Raw genomic sequence first — 19,410 nt, 5'->3', positions numbered from 1 at the left:
GGGGACAGACGTTCAGTAGAGGCTGCCGGGGATCCCGGCGTCGCGCGGCCCGTAGGGCTTGCTGTCGAGCCAGGTCCCGGCGCGGGGCAGCACCCGGGCGGCGAGGGCGGCGGCCCGCTGCGCGGCCTGGCGGTGCGGTCCGGCGGCGGTCAGGTGGGCCAGCGCCTTGCCCGCGGCCGCGCGGTTGCGTTCGGCGGCGGCCCGCCGCACCCGGTCGTAGCCGGCGAGCGCGCCGAGGACGGCGTCGGGGCCGGGGCCTGCGTTGACGATCGCGTCGATGGCGGCGGCCGCGTCGGCGATGCCGGAGTTGAGCCCGCGCGCGCCGAAGGGCGCGTAGAGGTGCGCGGCCTCCCCCGCCAGCAGGACCCGGCCCATGGTGAAGGTCTGCGCGACCGCCTGGCGGAACAGGTAGTGGGAGGACCAGGTGACCTCGCAGGCGTGGCCGGACGGCAGCAGGGGCCGGAGCCAGGCGCGGGGGTCCGCGGCGAGCTCGGCGGGATCGTCACGGGCGCGGCACTGCAGGTCCACGCGGTGGCCGCCGGTGAAGGGGATGATGAGCACGTTGCGGCCCGCGGCCCGCGGATGGCGGTAGTGGAAGACCCGCTCGGCGGGCAGCGGCCGGTCGGGATCGTCGGCGACGTCCACGACGACGAACGCGTTGCCGCCGGCGTCGCCGTCCATCAGGATGCCCAGGCGGCGCCGCACGACCGATCCGGCGCCGTCCGCCGCGACGACGAACGCGGAGCGCCACTGCCTGCCGTCGGCCGCGCGGACCAGGACAGAGGTGTCCAGGAGGGTCACGTCGTCGGCCTGCGCGCCCCAGGAGAAGGTGACGCCGGCCCGCACGGCCGCCTCGCGGAGCAGCCGTTCCGCTCGGGGCTGCGGGAGGCTGACGAACGGCGCGAGCCTGGGACGCACCGGTTCGTAGCGGCGGTGATGGACCCTTCGCCCCGCCCAGTACGTCCGGCGTCCCCGCCACACCAGGCCCTCCCTCAGCACGTGGTCGGCGAGGACGGGAGAGGCCGACGCGAGGGTCTGGATCGTCTGCCGGTGCAGGAAGATCGCCCGGCTGCCGGGCTTGGGCTCGGTTTCGGGCAGCCGTTCCAGCACGTGGGCGGGCAGTCCCCGGGCTCGCGCCAGCAGGGCGGCCGACAGCCCCACGGGGCCCGCGCCCACGATGAGCGGTCCGTCGATCACGACCGGGCTCCTTCGGGCGGGCGTACCCTGCTCAGCGCGGCCCGCGCGCGCGAGGGCATGGCCACCGCGAAGCCTCCGTCGACGGGTATGTCGGCCCCGGTGACGAAGGAGGCCGCCGGGGAGGCCAGCCACGTCACCACTGCCGCGACCTCGTCGGGGCTCGCCCAGCGGCCCAGCGGCACCAGGTCCAGGGCCGACTGCGACAGGGCGGGGTCGGCGACGTAGGCGCGGTTGACCGCGGTGTCGATCCACGCCGGGCTGACCGCGTTCACCCGCACCCCCTGGGGCCCGAGCTCGCCCGCGAGGGCCTGGGTGAGGTGCCGCAGGCCGGCCTTGGCCGCTCCGTAGGCGGCGATCTCGGGCCAGGGCCGGGCCACCGCGATCGAGGCGACGTTGACGATGACCCCCTGGCGTCGTGCGGCCATGGCCGGCGCCAGGCGCCGGACGAAGCGGAAGGCGCTGGTGAGGTTGAGGTTGTGCACCCGTTCCCAGCCGTCGTCGCGGACGTCCAGCACCGGCGCCTGGAAGACGGGCCCGCCCGCGTTGTTCACCAGGAGGTCCACCCCGCCGAGCCGCTCCTCGACGGTGGCGCAGGAGGTCTCGATCTGGGCCGCGTCGGTGACGTCGCACTCGGCCACCACTGCCCGTCGGCCGTGCGAGCGCACGGCCGCGGCGACCTCCTCCAGGTCCTGGCGGGAGCGCCCCAGCACGGCCACGTCCGCGCCTGCTGCGGCGAACATCCGGGCGACCGCCGCGCCGATGCCCCGCGAGGCCCCGGTGACGAGCGCGGTGCGGCCGTGCAGCCCGAGCCGGTCATTCAGCGACATGCGGATTCCCTCCGGAGGTCGTCGAGGTCAGGGCACGCTTGTCGACCTTGCCGGTCGCGGTGAGCGGCAGGCCGGGGACGAGAACCACCCGGCGCGGCAGCTTGTGGGCGGCCAGCAGCGTCCGGCAGTGCCGGATGATCTCTTCGGATGCGGGGGCGGGCCCCTGCTCCGCCACCACCCACGCGCACGGGATCTCGCCCAGGACCGGATCGGGCACCCCTGCGACGGCGACGTCACGAACCGCCGGATGCCCGCGGATGGCACGTTCGAGCTCGGCCGGGAACACCGAATATCCGCCGCACAGGACGACGTCCTTGATCCGGTCGACGATCCGGACGCGCCCGTCGGCGGTGATGACGCCGACGTCGCCGGTCCGCAGCCACCCGTCCACGCCGATCGCCGCGGCGGTCTGCCGAGGCGCGTTCCAGTAGCCGGGGGTGACGATCGGGCCGTGCACCTGGAGCTCGCCCGGCGCGCCTGGCGGCGCCACGTGCCCGCCCGCCTCCACCCGCAGCCGGACGCCGGGCAGCGTCGTCCCGGCCGTGCCGTGGCGGCCGGCCAGCTCCGGCGCGGCCAGCGTGGCCATGCCGCCCAGCTCCGTCATGCCCCATCCCTCCACGTAGGGGGCGCCGGTGCGCTCCTCCCAGGCCCTGGCCAGGTCCTCCCCGGCGCATTGGCCGGCCGAAAGAGCGCATCGCAGCGAGCGGGGCGGCCGCCCCTCCGGCTCGGCCAGCAGCCGCCGGTACATCGTCGGCACGCCCGCCACCACCGTCGCCGCGTGCCTGGCCGATCGCGCCAGCAGCTCCGCCGCGTCGAAGCGCTCCAGCAGGATCAGGCCCGCGCCGCTGCCCAGCGCCGCGTTCATGACGTTCGTCCCGTAGGTGTGCGCCAGCGGCAGCGCCGTCACCACCCGATCCTGCGGCCCGAGGCGCAGGCGTGCCGCCAGGTTGGCGCCACCCGCGCGCACCGCCCGCCGCGTCTGGATCACCCCCTTGGGCGACCCCGTCGTTCCCGAGGTGTAGGCCAGGCAGGCGGCACCGGCCGGCGCCGCCTGCCCGGGCCCGCGCTCCGGTGCCAGGCGGTCCCGGGGGATCCGGCCGTCCGGGCAGAGCAGCACCTGGTCCGCGTACGTCGCCGCCAGAGCCTGGGCCCGATCGGCGGACACGAACAGCGCCCGCATCCCGCAGTCGCGGACGACGTGGGCGATCTCCGCGACGGCCGACGCCGCGTTGAGCGGCACGCAGCACGCCTGGAGCCGGGCCAGCGCCAGGTACGTCACCACCCACTCGCAGCCGTTGGGCAGGCACAGCCCGACGAGATCACCTCGGCCGATCCCGCAGGCCGCGAGCCTGGCCGCCCGTGCGTCCGCCAGCGCGGTCAACTCGGCACGGCTCACCGTGCGATCGCTGCACAGCAGCATGAGAGCGCGGTCCTGTCTCCGGTGCGATCGGCTCGTCAGATCAGGTCGTCGGCGCTGGTGTAGAACTTCCGCAGGAACTCGGCGAAACTGCCCGTGCTCACCTGGCCGGTGCCGCCGCCGTCGAGGTCGTCGAAGAGCTTCGTCGAGTACGTCAGCGGGAACCCCCCGGCGCTGTGCAGGCCGAGGAAGTGGTCGCGCTCGATGAGGCCGTCGTCGTCCAGGTCGCAGACGGTGGACACCGCCGCCGCGTACGCCTCGCCGTGCTGGTCGAACCAGGAGTCGGCGTGGGAGAACGAGCGATATTCCTCGAAGGTCACCTGCCCGTCGTGGTCGCGGTCGACGGCGGATGCCAGCCCTTCCCAGAAGCGCCGGCATCCGTCCGACAGCGCCTCGGCCTTGGGGGAGCCGGCGGGCACGCCCAGCACGCGGCAGACGCGCGAGGCGAAGAGCTCGAAGTCGGCGGACGTCAGCGTGCCGCTGCCGTTGACGTCGAGGAGCTCGAAGCGCAGCCGCAGGCGGTCCGTGGCGGAAAGGGACATGGGGGTTCTCCGTTCGGTCGGTGATCGGCTGGTCCGCCGGTGAGGAACGGGGACCCGCCGATCCGGGGTCGACAATCCTGCAACTACCCTGGGCCACGATCTCGCAACCCTGTGTAGTTGATCGGGTCGCGAGAGGCGGCCCGCGCTCAGCGCAGGTTGGCGTCGAAGTTCGCCAGGTAGGCGTTGATGAAGTGGTCGCGTACCCCGTCGCCGGCGGGCGCCAGCAGGTCGGCGGTGCGGCCCTTCAGCCGGTCGGCCAGCCCCGCCGCCAGGGACGGCTTCTCGCGCAGCTTGCCCTTGGCGTCGAAGTAACGCTCCTCGGCCACGTGCTGGAACAGCGGCGGTGGCGGGAGCTGGGCCACGACGTCGTTGTTGTTGACGAAGCGGAACATCCGGCCCCGGAACGCCTTGTCGTAGGCGGCGGCCAGCAGCGGGCAGCAGGTGCGAGGCTGGCCGAAGGTGAAGACGCCGTCGGCGAGCAGGCTCGGGTCCTCGAAGTAGGTGCGCGCCGCCGCCAGCATGGCCAGCGCGCCGCCCAGGCTGTGCCCGGTGAACCAGAGCGACTGCCCGTCGGCGCGCCAGCTCTCCATCGCGTCCAGCATCGCCGGGTGCACGACGTCCAGGGCGCGGTAGAAGCCCGCGTGGATCATGCCGGTCCCGGCCGCGTACGGCGCCAGCAGCGTGTTGGCGTCCGACAGCCAGTCGCGCAGCTCCTCGGGCTGGGTGCCGCGGAACGCCACGACCATCATGCGATCGTTGGCCGCGATGTAGGCCTGCGTGTCCACCAGCGGGAACGGCGGGGTGTGCGGCACGCGGAAGGAGAGCACGCGGTCGAAGCCCCAGCCGTTCGCCGTGGCCCTGACCCGCTCCTCGTCCTGGTAGGCCAGCTCGGCGGCGTAGGCCAGGCAGCGCGCGTGCGCCAGGCTGTAGCCGGTCGCCGCGTGATCGAAGCTGATCGTGGTCATGTGTCCCCCTCGCCGCTGGTGGGGGGAGATGTCAGCTCACATCTACCACGCGGCGTCGGACGGGTTCGCGTGCCACGCCCGGTCCGGCGCCCCCGTCCTGTCCCCGGCCGGAACGGCGTGGAACGCCCTCGTCAGCACAGGCGGGACGCCGCACCGGCGCGGCGCCTCGAAAAACGGGGGCGGGGGAAACAAGCCCATGGAAAATCTCTTCCGATTGATGCTCACCCGGCCGGCCGTGCCCAGGACCCGGAGAACCGCCGCGGCCTTCACCCGGCAGGGCGGGTGGCCGGTGCTGGTTGGCGTTCAATAAGGGGATTGTTGAACAATGCTACGATCGTCTTCACCTTGCTCCCGTGCCCCACCGGCGAAAGGACGTCCTTGACCAGCTCCACCGATGACGCGGTGCGCACCTGCGCGATCCGGGCCCGACAGAGCTCCCCGGCTCTCGAACGCGCGACGGACGCCGACATCGACACCGCGCTCCGCGGCATGGCCGAGCGGCTGCGCACCGCACGGGACACCCTCGCCTCCGCCAACGAGGAGGATCTCGCCGCAGCCGTGTCCGCCGGGATGTCACCCGCCCTCCAGGACCGCCTGCGCCTCACCGGCGCCCGGCTGGACGGCATGGCCGCGGAGCTCCGCATCCTGGCCGACGTGCCGCACGAGCCCCGCGACCGGGTCCTGGAAGAACGCCCGGACCAGCTCACCCTGCTGGAGCGCCGCCGTCCCGTCGGCGTGATCGGCGCGAACTTCGAGGCGCGCCCCAACGTCACCCTCGACATCGCCTCCCAGTTCCTCAAGTCACGCAACGCGGGCGTCCTGCGCACCGGCTCGGCGGCGCTGCGCTCGTCCCGGGCCATCGTGGAGCACGTGATCGCACCGGCCCTCGCCGACGCCGGCCTCGATCCGGACGCCGTCCAGCTGGTGCCCAGTGAGGACCGCTCGGCGGCGTACGCGCTGGTGTCGCTGCCCGAGCTCATCCCGCTGGTCATCCTGCGCGGCAGCGGCGACAGCACCCGCGACCTCGGCCGCGAGGCGGCCCGGCACGGCGTGCGCACCCTCGCGCACGCCGACGGCGGCGGCGTCCTGTACATCCACCCGTCCGCCGACGACGACACGGTCCACCGGCTCATCGCCGGCAGCCTCGACCGGCTGGGCGTGTGCAACCGGCTCAACCTGCTGCTCATCGACCGGTCCTGCTATGACGAGCGGCTGCCCGGCGTCCTGGAGGTCCTGGACCGCCTGGGCATCGGCGCGTCCCTGCCCCCGCACGCCCACCCGCGCGGCTACGAGTGGTCGCTCGACCTGGAGCGCGCGGCCACCGTGACCGTGGACGCCGCCGACGGCCCGCTGGACGCGGCCCGGATCGCCAACGAGGAGACCTCCGGGCTGGCCGCCGCCGTCGCGACCGAGGATCCGGTGGCCGCCGCGGAGTTCATCGACGCCTACGCCGGCTCGGGGGTGTTCTGGAACTCCACCACCCGGCTCCTCGACGGCTTCAAGCTGCTGCGGCTGCCGGAGACCGGCATCAACATCGACCGGGTGCCCGGCCCGCGCGGCCCGGTGAGCTTCCGGGACCTGTACCTGCGGCAGTACGTGGTCGTGCCGAGCGGGCGGCTCACGTCCTGACGCCGGAGGTGTGCGCGAGGATGGCGGCGGCCAGCTCCTCGTGTACCTCCGGCGGCAACGTGTGCCCCATGCCCTCCACCATCATCAGCCGCGCCCCCGGGATCTGCCCAGCGATGATCGCACCATGACCCGGCTTGGCCGGCTCGTGAGTACCCTCGATCACCAAGGTTGGCGCCTTCACCCGATCCAACACACCCACCGGCTCGAAATCCGGCCGAGCCATCGCCGCCAGGCGGTGGTTCACCACCGCATCCAGATCCCGGGCCCGATCGAAGATACGCTCCTGCAACCGGCGGGCGGCATCCTCATCGAACGGCAACGCGGTGCCGTGCAGCACCCGCTGCTCCGCGATCATCGCCTCAATCCGCTCACGCCGATCAACCGGCGGCGGAGCGGCCATCAACCCCCGATAGTGAGCCACGAACTCCGCCACCGGCTCCGGCAAACTCCCCTCCGGCTGCGGCTGACCCATCAAAGCCCGCATGATCACCATCCCCTCACCCCCACCCAGCGGCGAGGACCCGATAACGGTCAGCGAACGCACCCGCTCCGGCCGCTCCACCGCGATCAACTGCCCCAGCAACCCACCCGCCGAATGACACACCAGATGCGCACTGTCCAGACCATGCGCGTCCAACACCCGCAGCACATCGTCCTTGATATCGCCCCAGGTGTAGGGCTCCTTCTCGAAATCCACCGTGCCCGACCTGCCGGTATCACGATGGTCGTACCGGACCACCCGCCGGCCACCGGCCGTCAGCCGGCCCACGAACTCATCCGGCCACAGAACCCCCTGCGACATCGAACCCATCACCAGCAAGATCGGCTCGTCCGTAGCGGCGCCGAACTCTTCACTCCAGATCTCCACGTTCTGCATGACTCAGAGCATGCCGCCCCCGGCTACCGGCGCCTTCTGTAGAACTACTAGCCGAGCCAGTTCAGTACGGGTGCCGATGCCCAGTTTCGGATAGATCTTGTAGAGGTGATACTCGACCGTGCGCGGGCTCAGGAACAGCTGCGCGGCGATCTCCTTGCTGGACAGGCCGTCGGCGACCAGGCCCGCGATGCGCAGCTCCTGCGGGGTCAGCGCGTCCAGCGCCGGGCCGCGGGCGGGCTCGGCGCTCTCGCCCGCCGCCCGCAGCTCGCCGTGCGCGCGCCGCGCCCACGGCTCCGCGCCCGCCCGACGGAACGTCTCCAGCGCCGCCCGCAGATGCGGCCGCGCCTCGCCCGGCCGGTGCGCGCGGCGCAGCCGCTCGCCCAGCAGCAGGCCGGTCCTGGCCGCCTCGTACGGGTTCGCGTGCAGCCGCAGCGCCTCCTCCAGCTCCTTCTCCGGCAGCTCCTTTTCCGGGCCGGCGCCGACCAGGGCGCGGCACCGGGTCAGCAGGGCGCGCGACTCCGCGGTGCCCGCCTGCGCCGACCAGCGCTCGTACGCCTCCAGCGCCGCCCGCGCCGCCTCCAGGTCGCCCGCGCCCACGGCCGCCTCGATGCGATCCGGCGTCGAGCGCCACACCACCGTCGGATGCCCGGCCCCCGGGCCCGCGGCCACGATCGCGGTGAACCGGTCGTGCGCCGCCGCGAAGCGGCCCGCCCCCAGGTCCAGCATGGCCAGCGCGTACGCGGCCACGCCCGCGCGCAGGCCCACCCGGTGCGGGATCGCGATGGCCAGCGCCTCCTGGGCGTGCCCGCGGCACGTCTCCTCCTCGCCCCGCAGCGCCGCCAGCACCGCGAGGTTGGCCAGGTGCGCGGCCACCGTGTTGGCGTACCCAGCTTCGCGGGCCAGCTCCAGCCCCTCCTCGGAGAGGGCCTGGCTCTCCGCCAGCCGCCCGGCGATCCGCTCGCCGGTGGCCACGAACTCCAGCACGACCGGCAGCTGCCCCACCATCCCCGACACCCTGGCCACCCGGCCCGCCCGGGCGGCCAGTTCGGCCGCCAGGTCGGCCTCGCCCAGGTAACTGGCCGCCGCCGTCGCCCACAGGAACCCGGCCGCCTCCGTCAGCTCCCCGGTCCTGTCCAGCGCCCGCCTGAGCAGCTCGTGCCCGGTGCCGTCAGAGAGCATCAGGCCGATGCCGGCCAGCACGTCGCGCAGGAACCCCTCGGGGAAGGCCGCCGCCCGCCGCCCGAGCTCGGCGATGGCGGCGGTGTCGCCCACGTACGAGGCCGCCTCGGCGGCGTCGGCCAGCATGTCCAGGCTGTCGCCCGCGGCCAGGATCCGCACCGCCTCGGCGGCGCTGCCGGAGTTCAGCTCGAACCTGCCCCGCAGCTGGGCGATCTCCATCTCCAGCGCGCGGTCCCCGCCCGCGTGGTCGCGGGCCTCGGCCAGCAGGGACTCCGCCTGCCCCGGACGGCCGCCGAGCCAGGCGGCCGTGGCCGCGTCCTTGAGCCTGACCGCCCGCGTGCGCGGCGCGGGGGTCAGCTCGGCGGCCCTGGCCAGGGCGGTGGCGGCGTCGCCGTACCCGCCGCGGTCGCGGGCCCGGGCGGCGGTCTCGGCGAGGGCGGCGGCGACGCTCTCGTCCTGGCCGAGCGCGGCCGCCGCCAGGTGCCAGGCGCGGCGGTCCCCTTCGGAGAGCGCGGCCAGCGCCTCGTGCGCCGCCCGGCGGGACGCCGGCGCCGCGGCCTCATGCACGGCCGAGCGGATGAGGGGGTGGCGGAATCGTACGGACGCGCCCTCGACCCGCACCAGCCCGGCGACCTCCAGCTCATGCAACGCCGCCCGGCCCGCGCCCATCCGCGCGGCGGCGCGCAGCACGAGGTCGAGGTCGCTCTCCACGGCCGCGAGCAGGGCCACCAGCCGGGCGTCGTCCGGCAGCGCGGCCACCTGCTCGCCGAACAACCGCGTGCCGCCGGGCAGCGGATCGGGCAGCGGCTCACGGCCCGCGAGCTGTCCGGGACCCAACCGCCGGACGATCTCGCGCAGGGCCAGCGGGTTGCCGCCGGTCGCCGCCACGAGCTCCCGCTTGACGGCGGGCGGCATCGCGGCGTCGAGCAGCTCGGCCGCCGCCGGTTCCAGCAGGCCGCCGAGCGGCTCGACCGCCGCCGGTTCCAACAGGCCGTCGAGCAGTTCGGCCGCCGCCGGCTCCGGCAGGCCGCCGAGCCGCAGCGGCGGCACGCCCTTCACCGGCGCGTCACCGCGCACGGCCAGCAGCAACGCGATCCGCTCCGTGGGGAGCCGCCTGGCGGCGAACAGCAGCGCGTCCGCCGAGGCCCGGTCCACCCACTGGAAGTCGTCGACCACGCAGACCAGCCCGTCCGGCGCGGCGGCCTCGGCCAGCAACGACAGCACCCCGGCCGCCAGCAGGAACCGGTCCCCGGACGCGCCCCCGCCCAGGCCGAGCGCCCCGCGCACCGCCTCGCGCTGCGGCCCCGGCAGCGCGTCCAGCAGCCCGGCGACCGGCCGCAGCAGCTGGTGCAGCGCGGCGAAGGCCAGGTCCGACTCGGGCTCGACACCGGTCGTCCTGAGCACCCGCATGGACCCGCCCCGGGAGGCCGCCAGGTCGAGCAGGGCCGTCTTGCCCACGCCCGCCTCGCCCCGCAGGACGAGGGCGGCTCCCGCGCCCTCGCGGGCCCGGGAGATCACATCATCGATGGCGGCGATCTCCGCCGATCTGCCGAACAGCACAAGCGCCCACTGTATGCCCAAATCCGGACACTCCCGGCGGGCCGGCGTTCACTGGAGAAACGCCGCCGGGCCTCACGGAGTGAGGGACGCGGGCGCCGGCTGGCCGGAGGGTGCGGATGCCGTGCTCTCGGCAGGCTGGTCGCGCGCTGGCTCGGGCGAGGTGCCGGAGCACTGTCCCCGGCAGTAGCCGTTGGCGACGATCAGCCGGCCGCGGGCGGGCGTATAGGCGCTGTCATGCGCCCCGACGATCACGCCCTGGCACGTGGAGCAGGTGAGCGGCTGGTCGGCTGTCATGAAAGCCCTTCCGAAGGTCCTCGTGTACACGGTGTGCCCGAGAGACCGTCTCGGGCACGGACCTACCCTGCCCGACGCCACCGACAATACTCGCCGCCGCGTCCTGTCCCAGGAATGGTGTGTACTTGAGACGCCCCGAAAACCGGCACCCCGACCGCCCTGGAGAAGTCGTCATGACCACGTCCGAGCCCATCACGTCCTGGCGCGACGCCCGCTTCGACATGCCCGTCAGCCGGCAGCTGGAGCGCTACGACGCGCTGGCCGCCAAGGACGCGGCGGCTCGCGCCCGGGTCGAGCTGGTGACCCGGGGCATCTACGACCCCGCTCGGCACGGCGCCGGCGACCGGCCCGCGCTCACCGTGGCCGAGCACCTCGAGCTGCTGGCGCTGGCGGAGTGCATCGCGCGCACCGTACGCCATCCCGCCCACGTCCATCACGCACTCGAGGCGGGGGCCACCTGGGCCGACATCGCGCGGATCGTCGACTCCGACGAGCCGGCCGTCCGGCGGGCCTACCGGCAGTGGGCCGACGACCAGCACGACCTCCACCAGAGCCACCCCCACCTCGGCATGACCGCCGAGGAGCACGCCGCCGCGACCGCCAGGGCCGGCCAGGGCGCGGCGGAGTCCTGAGCGGGGATCAGGCGGAGGGCACCAGGTTGCGGCGGCGCAGGAACGCCAGCCCCGCCCCGGCCAGGGCGACGGCCACCGCGGTCAGCCCCAGCAGCGGCGCCACCGCCGACGAGGAGCCGCCCAGCAGCATCGCCGGCACGTGCACGAACGGCGACAGGTTCAGGACGACCCCGGTGGCCAGCTTGAACTCCGCCAGCAGGTCCACGACCAGGAAGAGGCCGAGCGCGGTCCAGCTCACGGCCGCGGCCAGCCGGGGCAGCAGGCCGAACAGCAGCGTCGCGATCCCGACCACGGTCCAGACCGCGGGCAGGTACGCCAGCGTGGCCCCGGCGACGCGGGCCACGTCGCCGTCGTAGGTGAGCCCCGCCGCCGCGCCCAGCACGGCCAGCAGCAACACCGGGCTCACGACGGCGAACATCAGGTGGCTCAGCGCCCAGCGCAGCCGGCCGACGGGGGTGGACAGCAGGAGTTCGGCCCGGCCCGCCGCCTCCTCGCTCCGGGCGCGCAGCGCCGACACCAGGGCCGCGCCTGTGACGAGCTGGCTGAGCACGTACATCACGAACGTGAAGAACACGTCCGAGATGCGGGCGCCCGCGCCGCCGACGGTCGCGGCCAGCTCCTGGAACTGCGGCGTGTCCAGCTGGGTGTCCAGGCCGCGCGCCGACACGCCGAGCAGCGCCCCCAGCAGGCCGAACCCGATCGCGAAGCCCGCGACCGTCCCCCGGTGCAGCCGCCCGGCCAGGCCGAACGCGCCCGGCAGCCCTCCGGTGGCGGGCCCCTGGCGGATGGGCACCAGGCCGCCGGCCACGTCGCGCCGGGTGGACAGGGCGAAGGCGGCCGTCGCCGCGGCGGCCACGGCCACCGCGATCAGCCCCAGCACCCACCACTGGTCACCGGCGTAGGGCTTGGTCAGCCGGACCCAGCCGAACGGCGTCAGCCACGCCAGCCAGCCGATGCCGCCGGTGTCGGCCAGCGAACGCAGCGCGAACAGCAGGCCGCCGACGGCGATCGCGATGCCGCGCGCCGTACCGGATGACGCGGTGAGCTGCGCGGTGACGGCGGCCACGGCCGCGAACGCCCAGCCGCCCCCCGCGGTGGACAGCCCGAACAGCAGCGAGGAACCCGCGGGCAGGCCGCTCGCGATCAGCGGGATCACCGACAGCAGGCCCAGCAGCAGGTTGGCGGCCAGCACGACCGCGAGCGCGGCGGCCAGCGGGGCGTGGCGGCCGATGACCCCCGACGACAGCAGCTCGCGCCGGCCGGTCTCCTCCTCGACCCTGGTGTGCCTGGTCACCAGCAGGATGCTGACCAGCCCGCCGATCAGCGCGAGGGACGAGCCGAGCGTCCAGGCGGTCAGGCCGCCGACGCTCGCGTCGTAGATGTGGCCGCGCGTGGCCAGCTGCGCGGGGTTGCTCGCCGAGGCCGCCGCGAAGGCGTCGCGGGCGGCCTGGTCGGCGTAGAGGTCGCTGGTGGCGGAGGCGATGCTCGCCGGCAGCAGCGCGCTGATCGCGATCCACACCGGCAGCAGCACGCGGTCCCTGCGCAGGACGAGCCGGATCAGGGTCAGGGTGCCGGTCATGCGGCGGCTCCCTCGTAGTGCCGCAGGAACAGCTCCTCCAGCGTGGGCGGCTGCGTGGTCAGCGTCCGCACGCCCGCCCTGGCCAGCTCGGCGAGCACCGCGGTGAGCGCGTCGCCGTCCACCTGGCAGCGCAGCCGGGCGCCGTCCACGGTCAGGTCGTGTACGCCGCGCAGCGCGGCCAGCCCCGGCGCGGACCCGATCAGCTCGGCCGTCACCGAGGTGCGGGTGAGGTGGCGCAGGTCGGCCAGGCTGCCGGACTCGACGGTACGGCCGGTGCGGATGATGCTGACGCGGTCGCACAGCGTCTCGACCTCCGACAGGATGTGGCTGGACAGCAGCACGGTGCGGCCGTCGCGCTTCTCCCGCAGGACGCAGTCGTTGAAGACCGCCTCCATCAGCGGGTCCAGGCCCGAGGTCGGCTCGTCCAGCACCAGGAGTTCCACGTCGGAGGCGAAGGCGGCCACCAGCGCCACCTTCTGCCGGTTGCCCTTGGAGTAGGTGCGGCACTTCTTGCGCGGGTCGAGCTCGAAGTGCTCCAGCAGCTCGGCGCGCCGCCGGGGGTCGAGGCCGCCGCGCACCCTGCCCAGCAGGTCGATGACCTCGCCGCCGGTCAGCGAGGGCCACAGGGTGACGTCGCCGGGCACGTAGGCGAGCCTTCGGTGCAGCTCGGTGGCGTCGCGCCACGGGTCGCCGCCGAGCAACTCGATCCGGCCGCCGTCGGCGCGCATCTGCCCCAGCAGGATGCGGATCGTGGTGGTCTTGCCCGCGCCGTTGGGGCCGAGGAAGCCGTGCACCTCCCCCGTCCTGACGGTGAGGTCGAGCCCGTCCAGGGCCCTTGCCTGGCCGAAGGTCTTGACCAGGCCGTCGGCTCGCACTGCGGCGTTCATTGTTGTCCCTCGAACTTCTCCAGCCCGGTCCGCGCCTGTTCGAACAGCTCGCGGCCGAGGAATTCGGGTCTGATCAGGTCGAGCTGGGCCTTGCCGACGCGCAACGCGCCCTGCGGCGCGTAAAGGTCCGTGCCGAGCGCGCGGGAGACGTGCTCGTGCAGCACCGTGATGCCCAGCTTCATCGCCGTCAGCACGGTCGCGCGGGCGCGGTGGTCGGCCTCGGAGTGCTGGTCCTCGTTGGCGAGATGCTGCTCCGTCACGGTCACGAGGTCGTCGAACATGGTGGCCGCCGCCGGGGAGCCCTCCACGAGCGCGCGGCCGAGGTACTTCATCAGGGGCGGCGCGGTGCGGTGGACGTTCTCGATGAATTCGGGCTTCTCCAGGTTGCGGTCGGTGACGCCGGCGGTGACCTGTTCGCGCACGTAGCTGAGGACGTACTCGTCGCACGCCTGCCTCAGCGCCTCCTTGGTGCCGAAGTGGTGCTGCACCAGGCCGGGCGAGACCCTGGCCGCCTCGGCGATCCCGCGGATCGTGGTGGCCTTGACCCCCTGCTCGGCGAACAACGCCATCGCGGCGTCGCGAATGCGGGCACGCGTGGTCAGGTCCTCTTCAGAAATTGGTCGCACGTCCAGCATTCTATACATTTGTATTGGTTGCCATGCAAGCGTTCAACCATCAACCAGAGGCGGCGGGAGGCGGAGAACGAAACAGCGCCGCCTCTTTTCAGTGCGTGAGCAGAGGCGGCGCCTTCGTGTTCCTTCCCTTGGACAACAGAGCCCACACCAGCCCCGGCAGCGCCGAGGTCAGTGCCTGTAGGCGGCGACGACCTCCACTTCGACGAGCCAGCCCGCGACCGGGAGGTTGGCGATCTCGATCGTGACGCGGGCCGGGCGGGCCGGGTTGACCTCCATCGGCGGGGCGGGCGCGGCGGTGCCGAGCGGGACGGGTACGGGCCGGCCGGTGGCCAGGTCCGTGTTGGCGAAGAACTGGCGGTAGGCGCGGTTCCAGCCGGCGAAGTCCGCCGACTCGGCTCCGGGCGGCTTCTCCAGGTAGGCGCGCATGGAGACGACGTCGGCCAGGCCCAGCCCGGCCGCGGTGAGGTTGGCCTTGACGCGTTTGAGCACGTTGAGGGCCTGGGCCTCGGTGAGGGTGACCCCCGGAGGCAGGACCGCGCCGGGCAGGTCCACGTAGCGTTCGGGAGAGTCGGCGGGGGCCGCGGGGTTGCCCGCCGCCGGTCCCAGGCCGCTGGCGGTGTACGTGGCCACCTGCTTCCCGAGCGCCACCCCGTCGGCGATCGCCGGGTTGGCGGCGCCCTCGGGGAGGAACGGCTTGACCTCCTGCGGCCGGGGCGACCAGGTGGGACCGGCGGCGGCCGTACCCGTGCCGAGGACGAGGACGACGGCCGCGGACAGGGCGATGGTGCGGATCTTCATGCGGAGGTGTCCTCTCAGGAGGTGCTCAGGACGCGCTGGTGCAGCTCGGTGACGACCTTGCGGGCGGACTCCAGGGCTCCCGACTGCCAGGCGATCATGTAGCTCAGCCAGTCGCCCGCGAAGTACACGTGCCCGGCGGGCTTGCCGAGGAGCTGGTACGCGCCCTGCCGGGACGGCCAGCCCACCCACGCGCCCTCGATGTGCGGCTGGAGCTTCCAGGCGATGGACACCGACGACGCCAGTTCGTCGCGATATTTCGCACCATGGATCTTCATGCCCTGCTCGATCGCGCGGCGCTCGCGCTCGGCCGGCTTCAGCGCGGCGTACGCGTCGGCCTGGGCGCCGAAGTTGTAGTAGCCGACGACCATGCCGCGCGACGCGCCGTACCCGTAGGAGGGGTACCAGATCGTGGCCAGGTCGAGGTCGGTGGCGGTGATGCCGCCGTAGATGTCCTCGTCGACCTCCCACCAGCGGCGGCGGTACTCCAGACCGATCTTGCCCGCGTTCGTGGCGGTCGGGGTGGCGAGGGCGGCCTGGACCTCCGCGCCGAGGTTGTGCGCGGTTCTGGCCAGGATGTGCGGGGGCATCGCCGCGACGCACAGGTCCGCCTTGATCTTCTGGGTACGGCCGTGCCGGTCCGCGTACTCCACCTCCACGCCGTCCGGCAGATCGGTGATCCTGGTGACCTTGGCGCGCAGCCGGATCCGCTGCCGCCCGATTTTGGCGGCGAAGGCCCGCGGGATCGCGTCCATGCCGCCCACCGGCTGGAACATCAGCATCGCCTGGTCGTAGCCGAACTCGAACGCGAACCGCTGCCCGACGCCGCTGGCCAGCACCTCCGACAGCGACGGCACCGGCCCGAGGGCCGTGCCCGGCTGGTCGCCCGCGCCCGGGTTCACGCCGTGGCCGCGGCGGGTGCCGCCGGAGTACTTGAATCCGCTCGCCCTGTCGCCCACCGCCCCGAAACTGGACAGGAAGGCGATCAGCCGCTCTTTGTCCTGCGCCGTCAGCGCGGCGTCCAGAGCCCCCGCGTCGGTCGCCCGCGACAGCAGCTCCGAGACGTACCCGTACACGTCGGCCTTCGCGGTGCGCCAGCGGACGGGGGCCCGCATGTTCTGGTGGTAGATGTACGCCTGGGCGTTGGAGTTGGTGAAGACCTCCAGATCCACGCCGAGCTCGCGGCAGTAGTCCATGGTGACCATCCACTGCGCCAGCCGGGCCGGCCCCGCGTTGAGGTAGACGCCGTCACCGAACTTCGCGACCTGCGTGGTGCCGTCCAGCTCGGTCACCCGGTCGCCGCCGCGGATGGTCCAGTTCCGGCCGCCCACCCGGTCGAGCGCCTCCAGAATCGTGCAGTCGTAGCCCGCCTTGCCCAGCTCGTACGCCGTGGCGAGGCCGGCTATCCCCGCGCCGAGGATCACGACCTTCTTCGCGGACCGCCCGGTGAGGGAGAAATCGGACTGCTGTGGCGGGTCGAAGGTCCCCTTCGCGGACGCCTCGGCGGACGGCGCGAGCCCGAGCGCGCCCATGGTCGCGAAGAGCGCGCCTGCCCCACCGGAGACACCGACGGCGGACAGGAAATCGCGTCTGCTGTAGCCCAACACTTACCTCCAAGATTTTGCTGGAGGTGAGTCTGGATGTGCTTTATTGCCGTTCATCCGGCGGCGTGTTGTTTGTGCGTTTCAAGCAGATCATCTGGTTTGTCGGGAAAAGTGAGGTTCCAGGATCAGTCTCGGCTGCAACAACGGGTGTAGAGGTCGCGGGCACTGGCGTGGAGGAGCTGGCCGGACTCGCGCCGCATGCCGCCGACCGGCCAGGCCGTGCCGAGCACTTCGACGGCCATGAGGTCCGCGTACAGGCGTCGCCCCTGAGCCCGCACGTCCTTGGCGACGGCGGGATCGACGAGAGCGATCATGGCGGCGGCGTACATCCAGCGAGATCGCCACCGCGCCAGGGCGACGCCGCGCTCGTGCCGCGTCGTCGCGTCGCGCATGCCGGTACGGACGTCCTCGACCGCCGCGGCCAGGTCCAGCGCGGCCCGGCGAGCCCGCTCCCGGCGGGCGGTGCGCCGCCGGGTCCTGCGCCGGATCAGCGCCGAGCAGGCCCCCAGCACCACGATGCCGATCAACGATATCCCCGCGGCGCCCCACGGTCCGGCCGCGTCCGCCCCAGCGGTGTCTCCAAGCATGTCCGGACCATACGGTCCGCGAACCCAACAGCCGATCAAGCCCGGCACTTGCCCCGCCCAAGATGGAACCGGCGAGCCTATGGCGGCATCGACCATGAACACCATCCCCAACACTGGGGAATGCCCGGGCCGCCGCGCCACCCGACCATGAAGGAGTTCGCACCACTCAGAGGGGGAGGCAAACCCGTGACAACCATCTCGACCCCGGCCCGCCGCCAGATCGAGCGGTTCCTGGAGTTCTCCGACCACGTCGGCGGCCTGAACGAGACCGACGTGCTGGCGCTGCTCCGCGACCAGGGCATCACCACACTGGAGGCGCTCGTCAGCAAGGCGGTCAACGCGCCCCGCTCCGCCCCGCCCGTCAGGATGGACGCGGCGCAGGCACTGAGCAGGCCCGCGGCCGCCTCCACCCAGCCCATCACCCACCCCGCGCCCGCCATGGCCGTGGTCGTGGACGGCGTCGAGCACGATCCCCGCGACCTGTCGCGGTTCGACGGCCGTCCGCTGACCTACGTCTACGGCACCGAGCGCCTGGTCGCGCTGACCGACGACAGCGCGCTCAACGGCGCGGTGTGGGCGGCCTCGCAGCTGCGCGCGGCCGACCCCCGCCCCGCGACCCAGGGCCAGGTCCAGATGTTCGAGCACGTGGACTACGCCGGAGACTGGTTCTGGTGTGCCGCCCACCAGGCGCACAACGACCTGACCAGCGTCCACCACGGCCCGCTCCACCTGCACGACTGGAACGACGTCATCAGCTCCATGGGCGCCACGAACAACGCCGTCCGCTACTACGAGCACATCAACTTCGGCGGCAGCTCCCTGTTCGTCCAGCCCTTCGCCGACATCCCGAACCTCGTCCCGAGCGGATGGAACGACCGCATCTCCTCCGTCTGGAACATGGGCTGAGTCTGACCCGCGAGCCCGCTCTGCGCAGAGCGGGCTCGCGGCCTTGCCCGGCGAAACCTTATCCGCGCTGCCCCAGCAGCTTGGCGAGGATCGCGCTCAGCTGGCCGCGCTCGTCACCGGTGAGGGCGTGGAAGGTGTCGTCGAGAAAGGCCGGGATCGAGGCCTGGGCCGCGGCGAGCCGGCGCCGGCCCGAGTCGGTGATGGTGACGGCGTAGGAACGCCGGTCACGCGGGTTGCGCTCCCTGCGTACGTGGCCCTCCCGCTCCAGGTCGTCGCAGACGCCGACCATGACGCTGCGGTCGATCCGCAGCTCCTCGCTGAGCGTCTGCTGGGAGCAGGGGCCGACGGCGTCGAGCATCTGGAGCACGAGATGCTGGCCGACCCCGAGACCTTCCTCGGCGGCGTGCGCGTCCGCGGCCCGCGCCACCGCGGCCGAGGCCCGGCACAGCGCGATGTCCAGCCGCTCGGCGGCGAGTCGCGGGAAGTACGCCGCCCCGCGGTCCGTCGTCCTGGTCGTCGCCGGCATCGGCTCTCCTTCCACGTGAGCCGCCAGTCTAACGCACATCCATCTCCCCTCAGATCGTTTGACGACAGACGATTTGCAGGCATACGGTTTTGAGCCATGACGCTGAACCTCACGCCCGACGAGTTGCTGAGCACGACCCGCGCGGTGCGCAAGCGCCTGGACCTCACCCGGCCGGTGCCCCGCGAGCTGATCGAGGAGTGCGTGGACCTGGCCGTGCAGGCGCCCACCGGGCGCAACCGGCAGCGCTGGCACTTCCTCGTCGTCACCGAGCCACGGCAGCGGCGGGCCGTGGCCGACATCTTCCTGCGCGCCCAGTCGCAGGCCACCGGCCAGCCGCTGACCGAGCGCGACCTGTGGCGCATGAACTACCACCCCGGCTCCACCGACCGCGTCTTCGACGGCCTGCGTCACCTGGCCGCCAACATCCACCGGGTGCCCGCCTTCGTCATCCCCGCCGTGGAAGGCCGGACGGACCAGGCCCCGGTGACCGTGCAGGCGGGGACGTGGGGGTCGATCCTGCCCGCGGTGTGGAGCTTCATGCTGGCCGCGCGGGCACGCGGCCTGGGCACGGTGTGGACCACCGCGCAGGGGCCGCTCGAACGCGAGCTGGCCCAGGTGCTCGGCGTGCCGTACGAGAAGGTCATGCTGGCGGCGTTCGTGCCGCTGGCCTTCACCATCGGCACCGACTTCAAGCCCGCGCCCCGCGTCCCGCGGAAGGAGGTCCTGCACTGGGACCGGTGGTGAGCACGCCGCCCGGCGCGGCGAGCGGACC

General features: G+C 73.3%; 19 protein-coding genes. 4 read left to right on the top strand and 15 right to left on the bottom strand.

Annotated elements, in window-relative coordinates:
* Positions 1-12: 12 nt before the first annotated feature.
* The 5 genes from H4W80_RS02030 to H4W80_RS02010 form a co-directional block, all read right to left on the bottom strand.
* Positions 13-1,197, bottom strand: coding sequence for an FAD-dependent oxidoreductase (locus H4W80_RS02030; protein ID WP_318786663.1), 1,185 nt, complete (start codon positions 1,195-1,197; stop codon positions 13-15).
* Positions 1,194-2,024 carry an SDR family NAD(P)-dependent oxidoreductase gene (locus tag H4W80_RS02025; protein WP_192783487.1) on the bottom strand — a complete coding sequence of 277 codons (831 nt, stop codon included), beginning with the start codon at positions 2,022-2,024 and terminating at the stop codon, positions 1,194-1,196. The genes H4W80_RS02030 and H4W80_RS02025 overlap by 4 nt, the downstream gene beginning before the upstream one ends.
* Positions 2,011-3,483: a class I adenylate-forming enzyme family protein gene (locus H4W80_RS02020; RefSeq protein WP_264086051.1), complete on the bottom strand. Its 1,473-nt coding sequence runs from the start codon at positions 3,481-3,483 to the stop codon at positions 2,011-2,013. The genes H4W80_RS02025 and H4W80_RS02020 overlap by 14 nt, the downstream gene beginning before the upstream one ends.
* On the bottom strand, positions 3,480-3,983 hold the full coding sequence (locus tag H4W80_RS02015) for an EF-hand domain-containing protein (RefSeq protein ID WP_192783485.1): 504 nt from the start codon (positions 3,981-3,983) through the stop codon (positions 3,480-3,482). Before H4W80_RS02015 ends, H4W80_RS02020 begins: the two co-directional genes overlap by 4 nt.
* Positions 3,984-4,129: 146 nt before the next feature.
* The gene (locus H4W80_RS02010; RefSeq protein ID WP_192783484.1) at positions 4,130-4,948 is read right to left on the bottom strand and encodes a lipase family protein; all 819 of its coding nucleotides are present in this window, start codon (positions 4,946-4,948) and stop codon (positions 4,130-4,132) included.
* Positions 4,949-5,326: 378 nt separating this feature from the next.
* Between H4W80_RS02010 and H4W80_RS02005 the strand changes: the two genes are divergently transcribed.
* Positions 5,327-6,577, top strand: a complete 1,251-nt coding sequence (locus H4W80_RS02005) for an aldehyde dehydrogenase family protein (RefSeq protein ID WP_192783483.1) — start codon at positions 5,327-5,329, stop codon at positions 6,575-6,577.
* Here the strand turns inward: H4W80_RS02005 and H4W80_RS02000 are convergent.
* From H4W80_RS02000 to H4W80_RS01990, 3 genes are all read right to left on the bottom strand, one after another.
* Positions 6,567-7,454 carry an alpha/beta fold hydrolase gene (locus tag H4W80_RS02000; protein ID WP_192783482.1) on the bottom strand — a complete coding sequence of 296 codons (888 nt, stop codon included), beginning with the start codon at positions 7,452-7,454 and terminating at the stop codon, positions 6,567-6,569. The two genes, H4W80_RS02005 and H4W80_RS02000, sit on opposite strands and share 11 nt — an antisense overlap.
* Before the next feature lie 3 nt (positions 7,455-7,457).
* Positions 7,458-10,193: a helix-turn-helix transcriptional regulator gene (locus H4W80_RS01995; protein WP_192783481.1), complete on the bottom strand. Its 2,736-nt coding sequence runs from the start codon at positions 10,191-10,193 to the stop codon at positions 7,458-7,460.
* A gap of 72 nt (positions 10,194-10,265) precedes the next feature.
* On the bottom strand, positions 10,266-10,487 hold the full coding sequence (locus H4W80_RS01990; protein ID WP_192783480.1) for a hypothetical protein: 222 nt from the start codon (positions 10,485-10,487) through the stop codon (positions 10,266-10,268).
* 173 nt (positions 10,488-10,660) lie between these two features.
* Here H4W80_RS01990 and H4W80_RS01985 point away from each other — a divergent pair, with 173 nt between their 5' ends.
* Positions 10,661-11,119 carry a hypothetical protein gene (locus tag H4W80_RS01985; protein WP_192783479.1) on the top strand — a complete coding sequence of 153 codons (459 nt, stop codon included), beginning with the start codon at positions 10,661-10,663 and terminating at the stop codon, positions 11,117-11,119.
* 7 nt (positions 11,120-11,126) lie between these two features.
* On the opposite strand, the gene H4W80_RS01980 is transcribed toward H4W80_RS01985, so the two are convergent.
* From H4W80_RS01980 to H4W80_RS01955, 6 genes are all read right to left on the bottom strand, one after another.
* Positions 11,127-12,698: an ABC transporter permease gene (locus tag H4W80_RS01980; protein WP_192783478.1), complete on the bottom strand. Its 1,572-nt coding sequence runs from the start codon at positions 12,696-12,698 to the stop codon at positions 11,127-11,129.
* A complete protein-coding gene (locus tag H4W80_RS01975) occupies positions 12,695-13,585 on the bottom strand; it encodes an ABC transporter ATP-binding protein (RefSeq protein WP_192783477.1) in 891 nt (296 codons plus the stop codon). Before H4W80_RS01975 ends, H4W80_RS01980 begins: the two co-directional genes overlap by 4 nt.
* Positions 13,582-14,211, bottom strand: coding sequence for a TetR/AcrR family transcriptional regulator (locus tag H4W80_RS01970; RefSeq protein WP_192783476.1), 630 nt, complete (start codon positions 14,209-14,211; stop codon positions 13,582-13,584). The genes H4W80_RS01975 and H4W80_RS01970 overlap by 4 nt, the downstream gene beginning before the upstream one ends.
* A 177-nt stretch (positions 14,212-14,388) precedes the next feature.
* The gene (locus tag H4W80_RS01965) at positions 14,389-15,018 is read right to left on the bottom strand and encodes a Rid family hydrolase (protein WP_192783475.1); all 630 of its coding nucleotides are present in this window, start codon (positions 15,016-15,018) and stop codon (positions 14,389-14,391) included.
* A gap of 14 nt (positions 15,019-15,032) precedes the next feature.
* Entirely contained in the window at positions 15,033-16,619 is a 1,587-nt protein-coding gene (locus H4W80_RS01960; protein WP_378526030.1) for a flavin monoamine oxidase family protein, read from the bottom strand.
* Positions 16,620-16,744: 125 nt separating this feature from the next.
* Entirely contained in the window at positions 16,745-17,206 is a 462-nt protein-coding gene (locus H4W80_RS01955) for a hypothetical protein (RefSeq protein WP_192783474.1), read from the bottom strand.
* Positions 17,207-17,392: 186 nt separating this feature from the next.
* On the opposite strand from H4W80_RS01955, the gene H4W80_RS01950 reads away from it, so the two are divergent.
* Entirely contained in the window at positions 17,393-18,112 is a 720-nt protein-coding gene (locus tag H4W80_RS01950) for a hypothetical protein (RefSeq protein WP_192783473.1), read from the top strand.
* A 58-nt stretch (positions 18,113-18,170) separates the two neighbouring features.
* On the opposite strand, the gene H4W80_RS01945 is transcribed toward H4W80_RS01950, so the two are convergent.
* The gene (locus H4W80_RS01945) at positions 18,171-18,638 is read right to left on the bottom strand and encodes a MarR family winged helix-turn-helix transcriptional regulator (RefSeq protein ID WP_192783472.1); all 468 of its coding nucleotides are present in this window, start codon (positions 18,636-18,638) and stop codon (positions 18,171-18,173) included.
* Positions 18,639-18,734: 96 nt separating this feature from the next.
* Between H4W80_RS01945 and H4W80_RS01940 the strand changes: the two genes are divergently transcribed.
* Positions 18,735-19,382, top strand: coding sequence for a nitroreductase family protein (locus H4W80_RS01940; RefSeq protein ID WP_192783471.1), 648 nt, complete (start codon positions 18,735-18,737; stop codon positions 19,380-19,382).
* Positions 19,383-19,410 lie beyond the last annotated feature (28 nt).

This window comes from Nonomuraea angiospora (assembly GCF_014873145.1).
In the GTDB taxonomy this organism is placed as follows: domain Bacteria; phylum Actinomycetota; class Actinomycetes; order Streptosporangiales; family Streptosporangiaceae; genus Nonomuraea; species Nonomuraea angiospora.
This window is presented reverse-complemented; position numbering and strand designations above follow the sequence as displayed.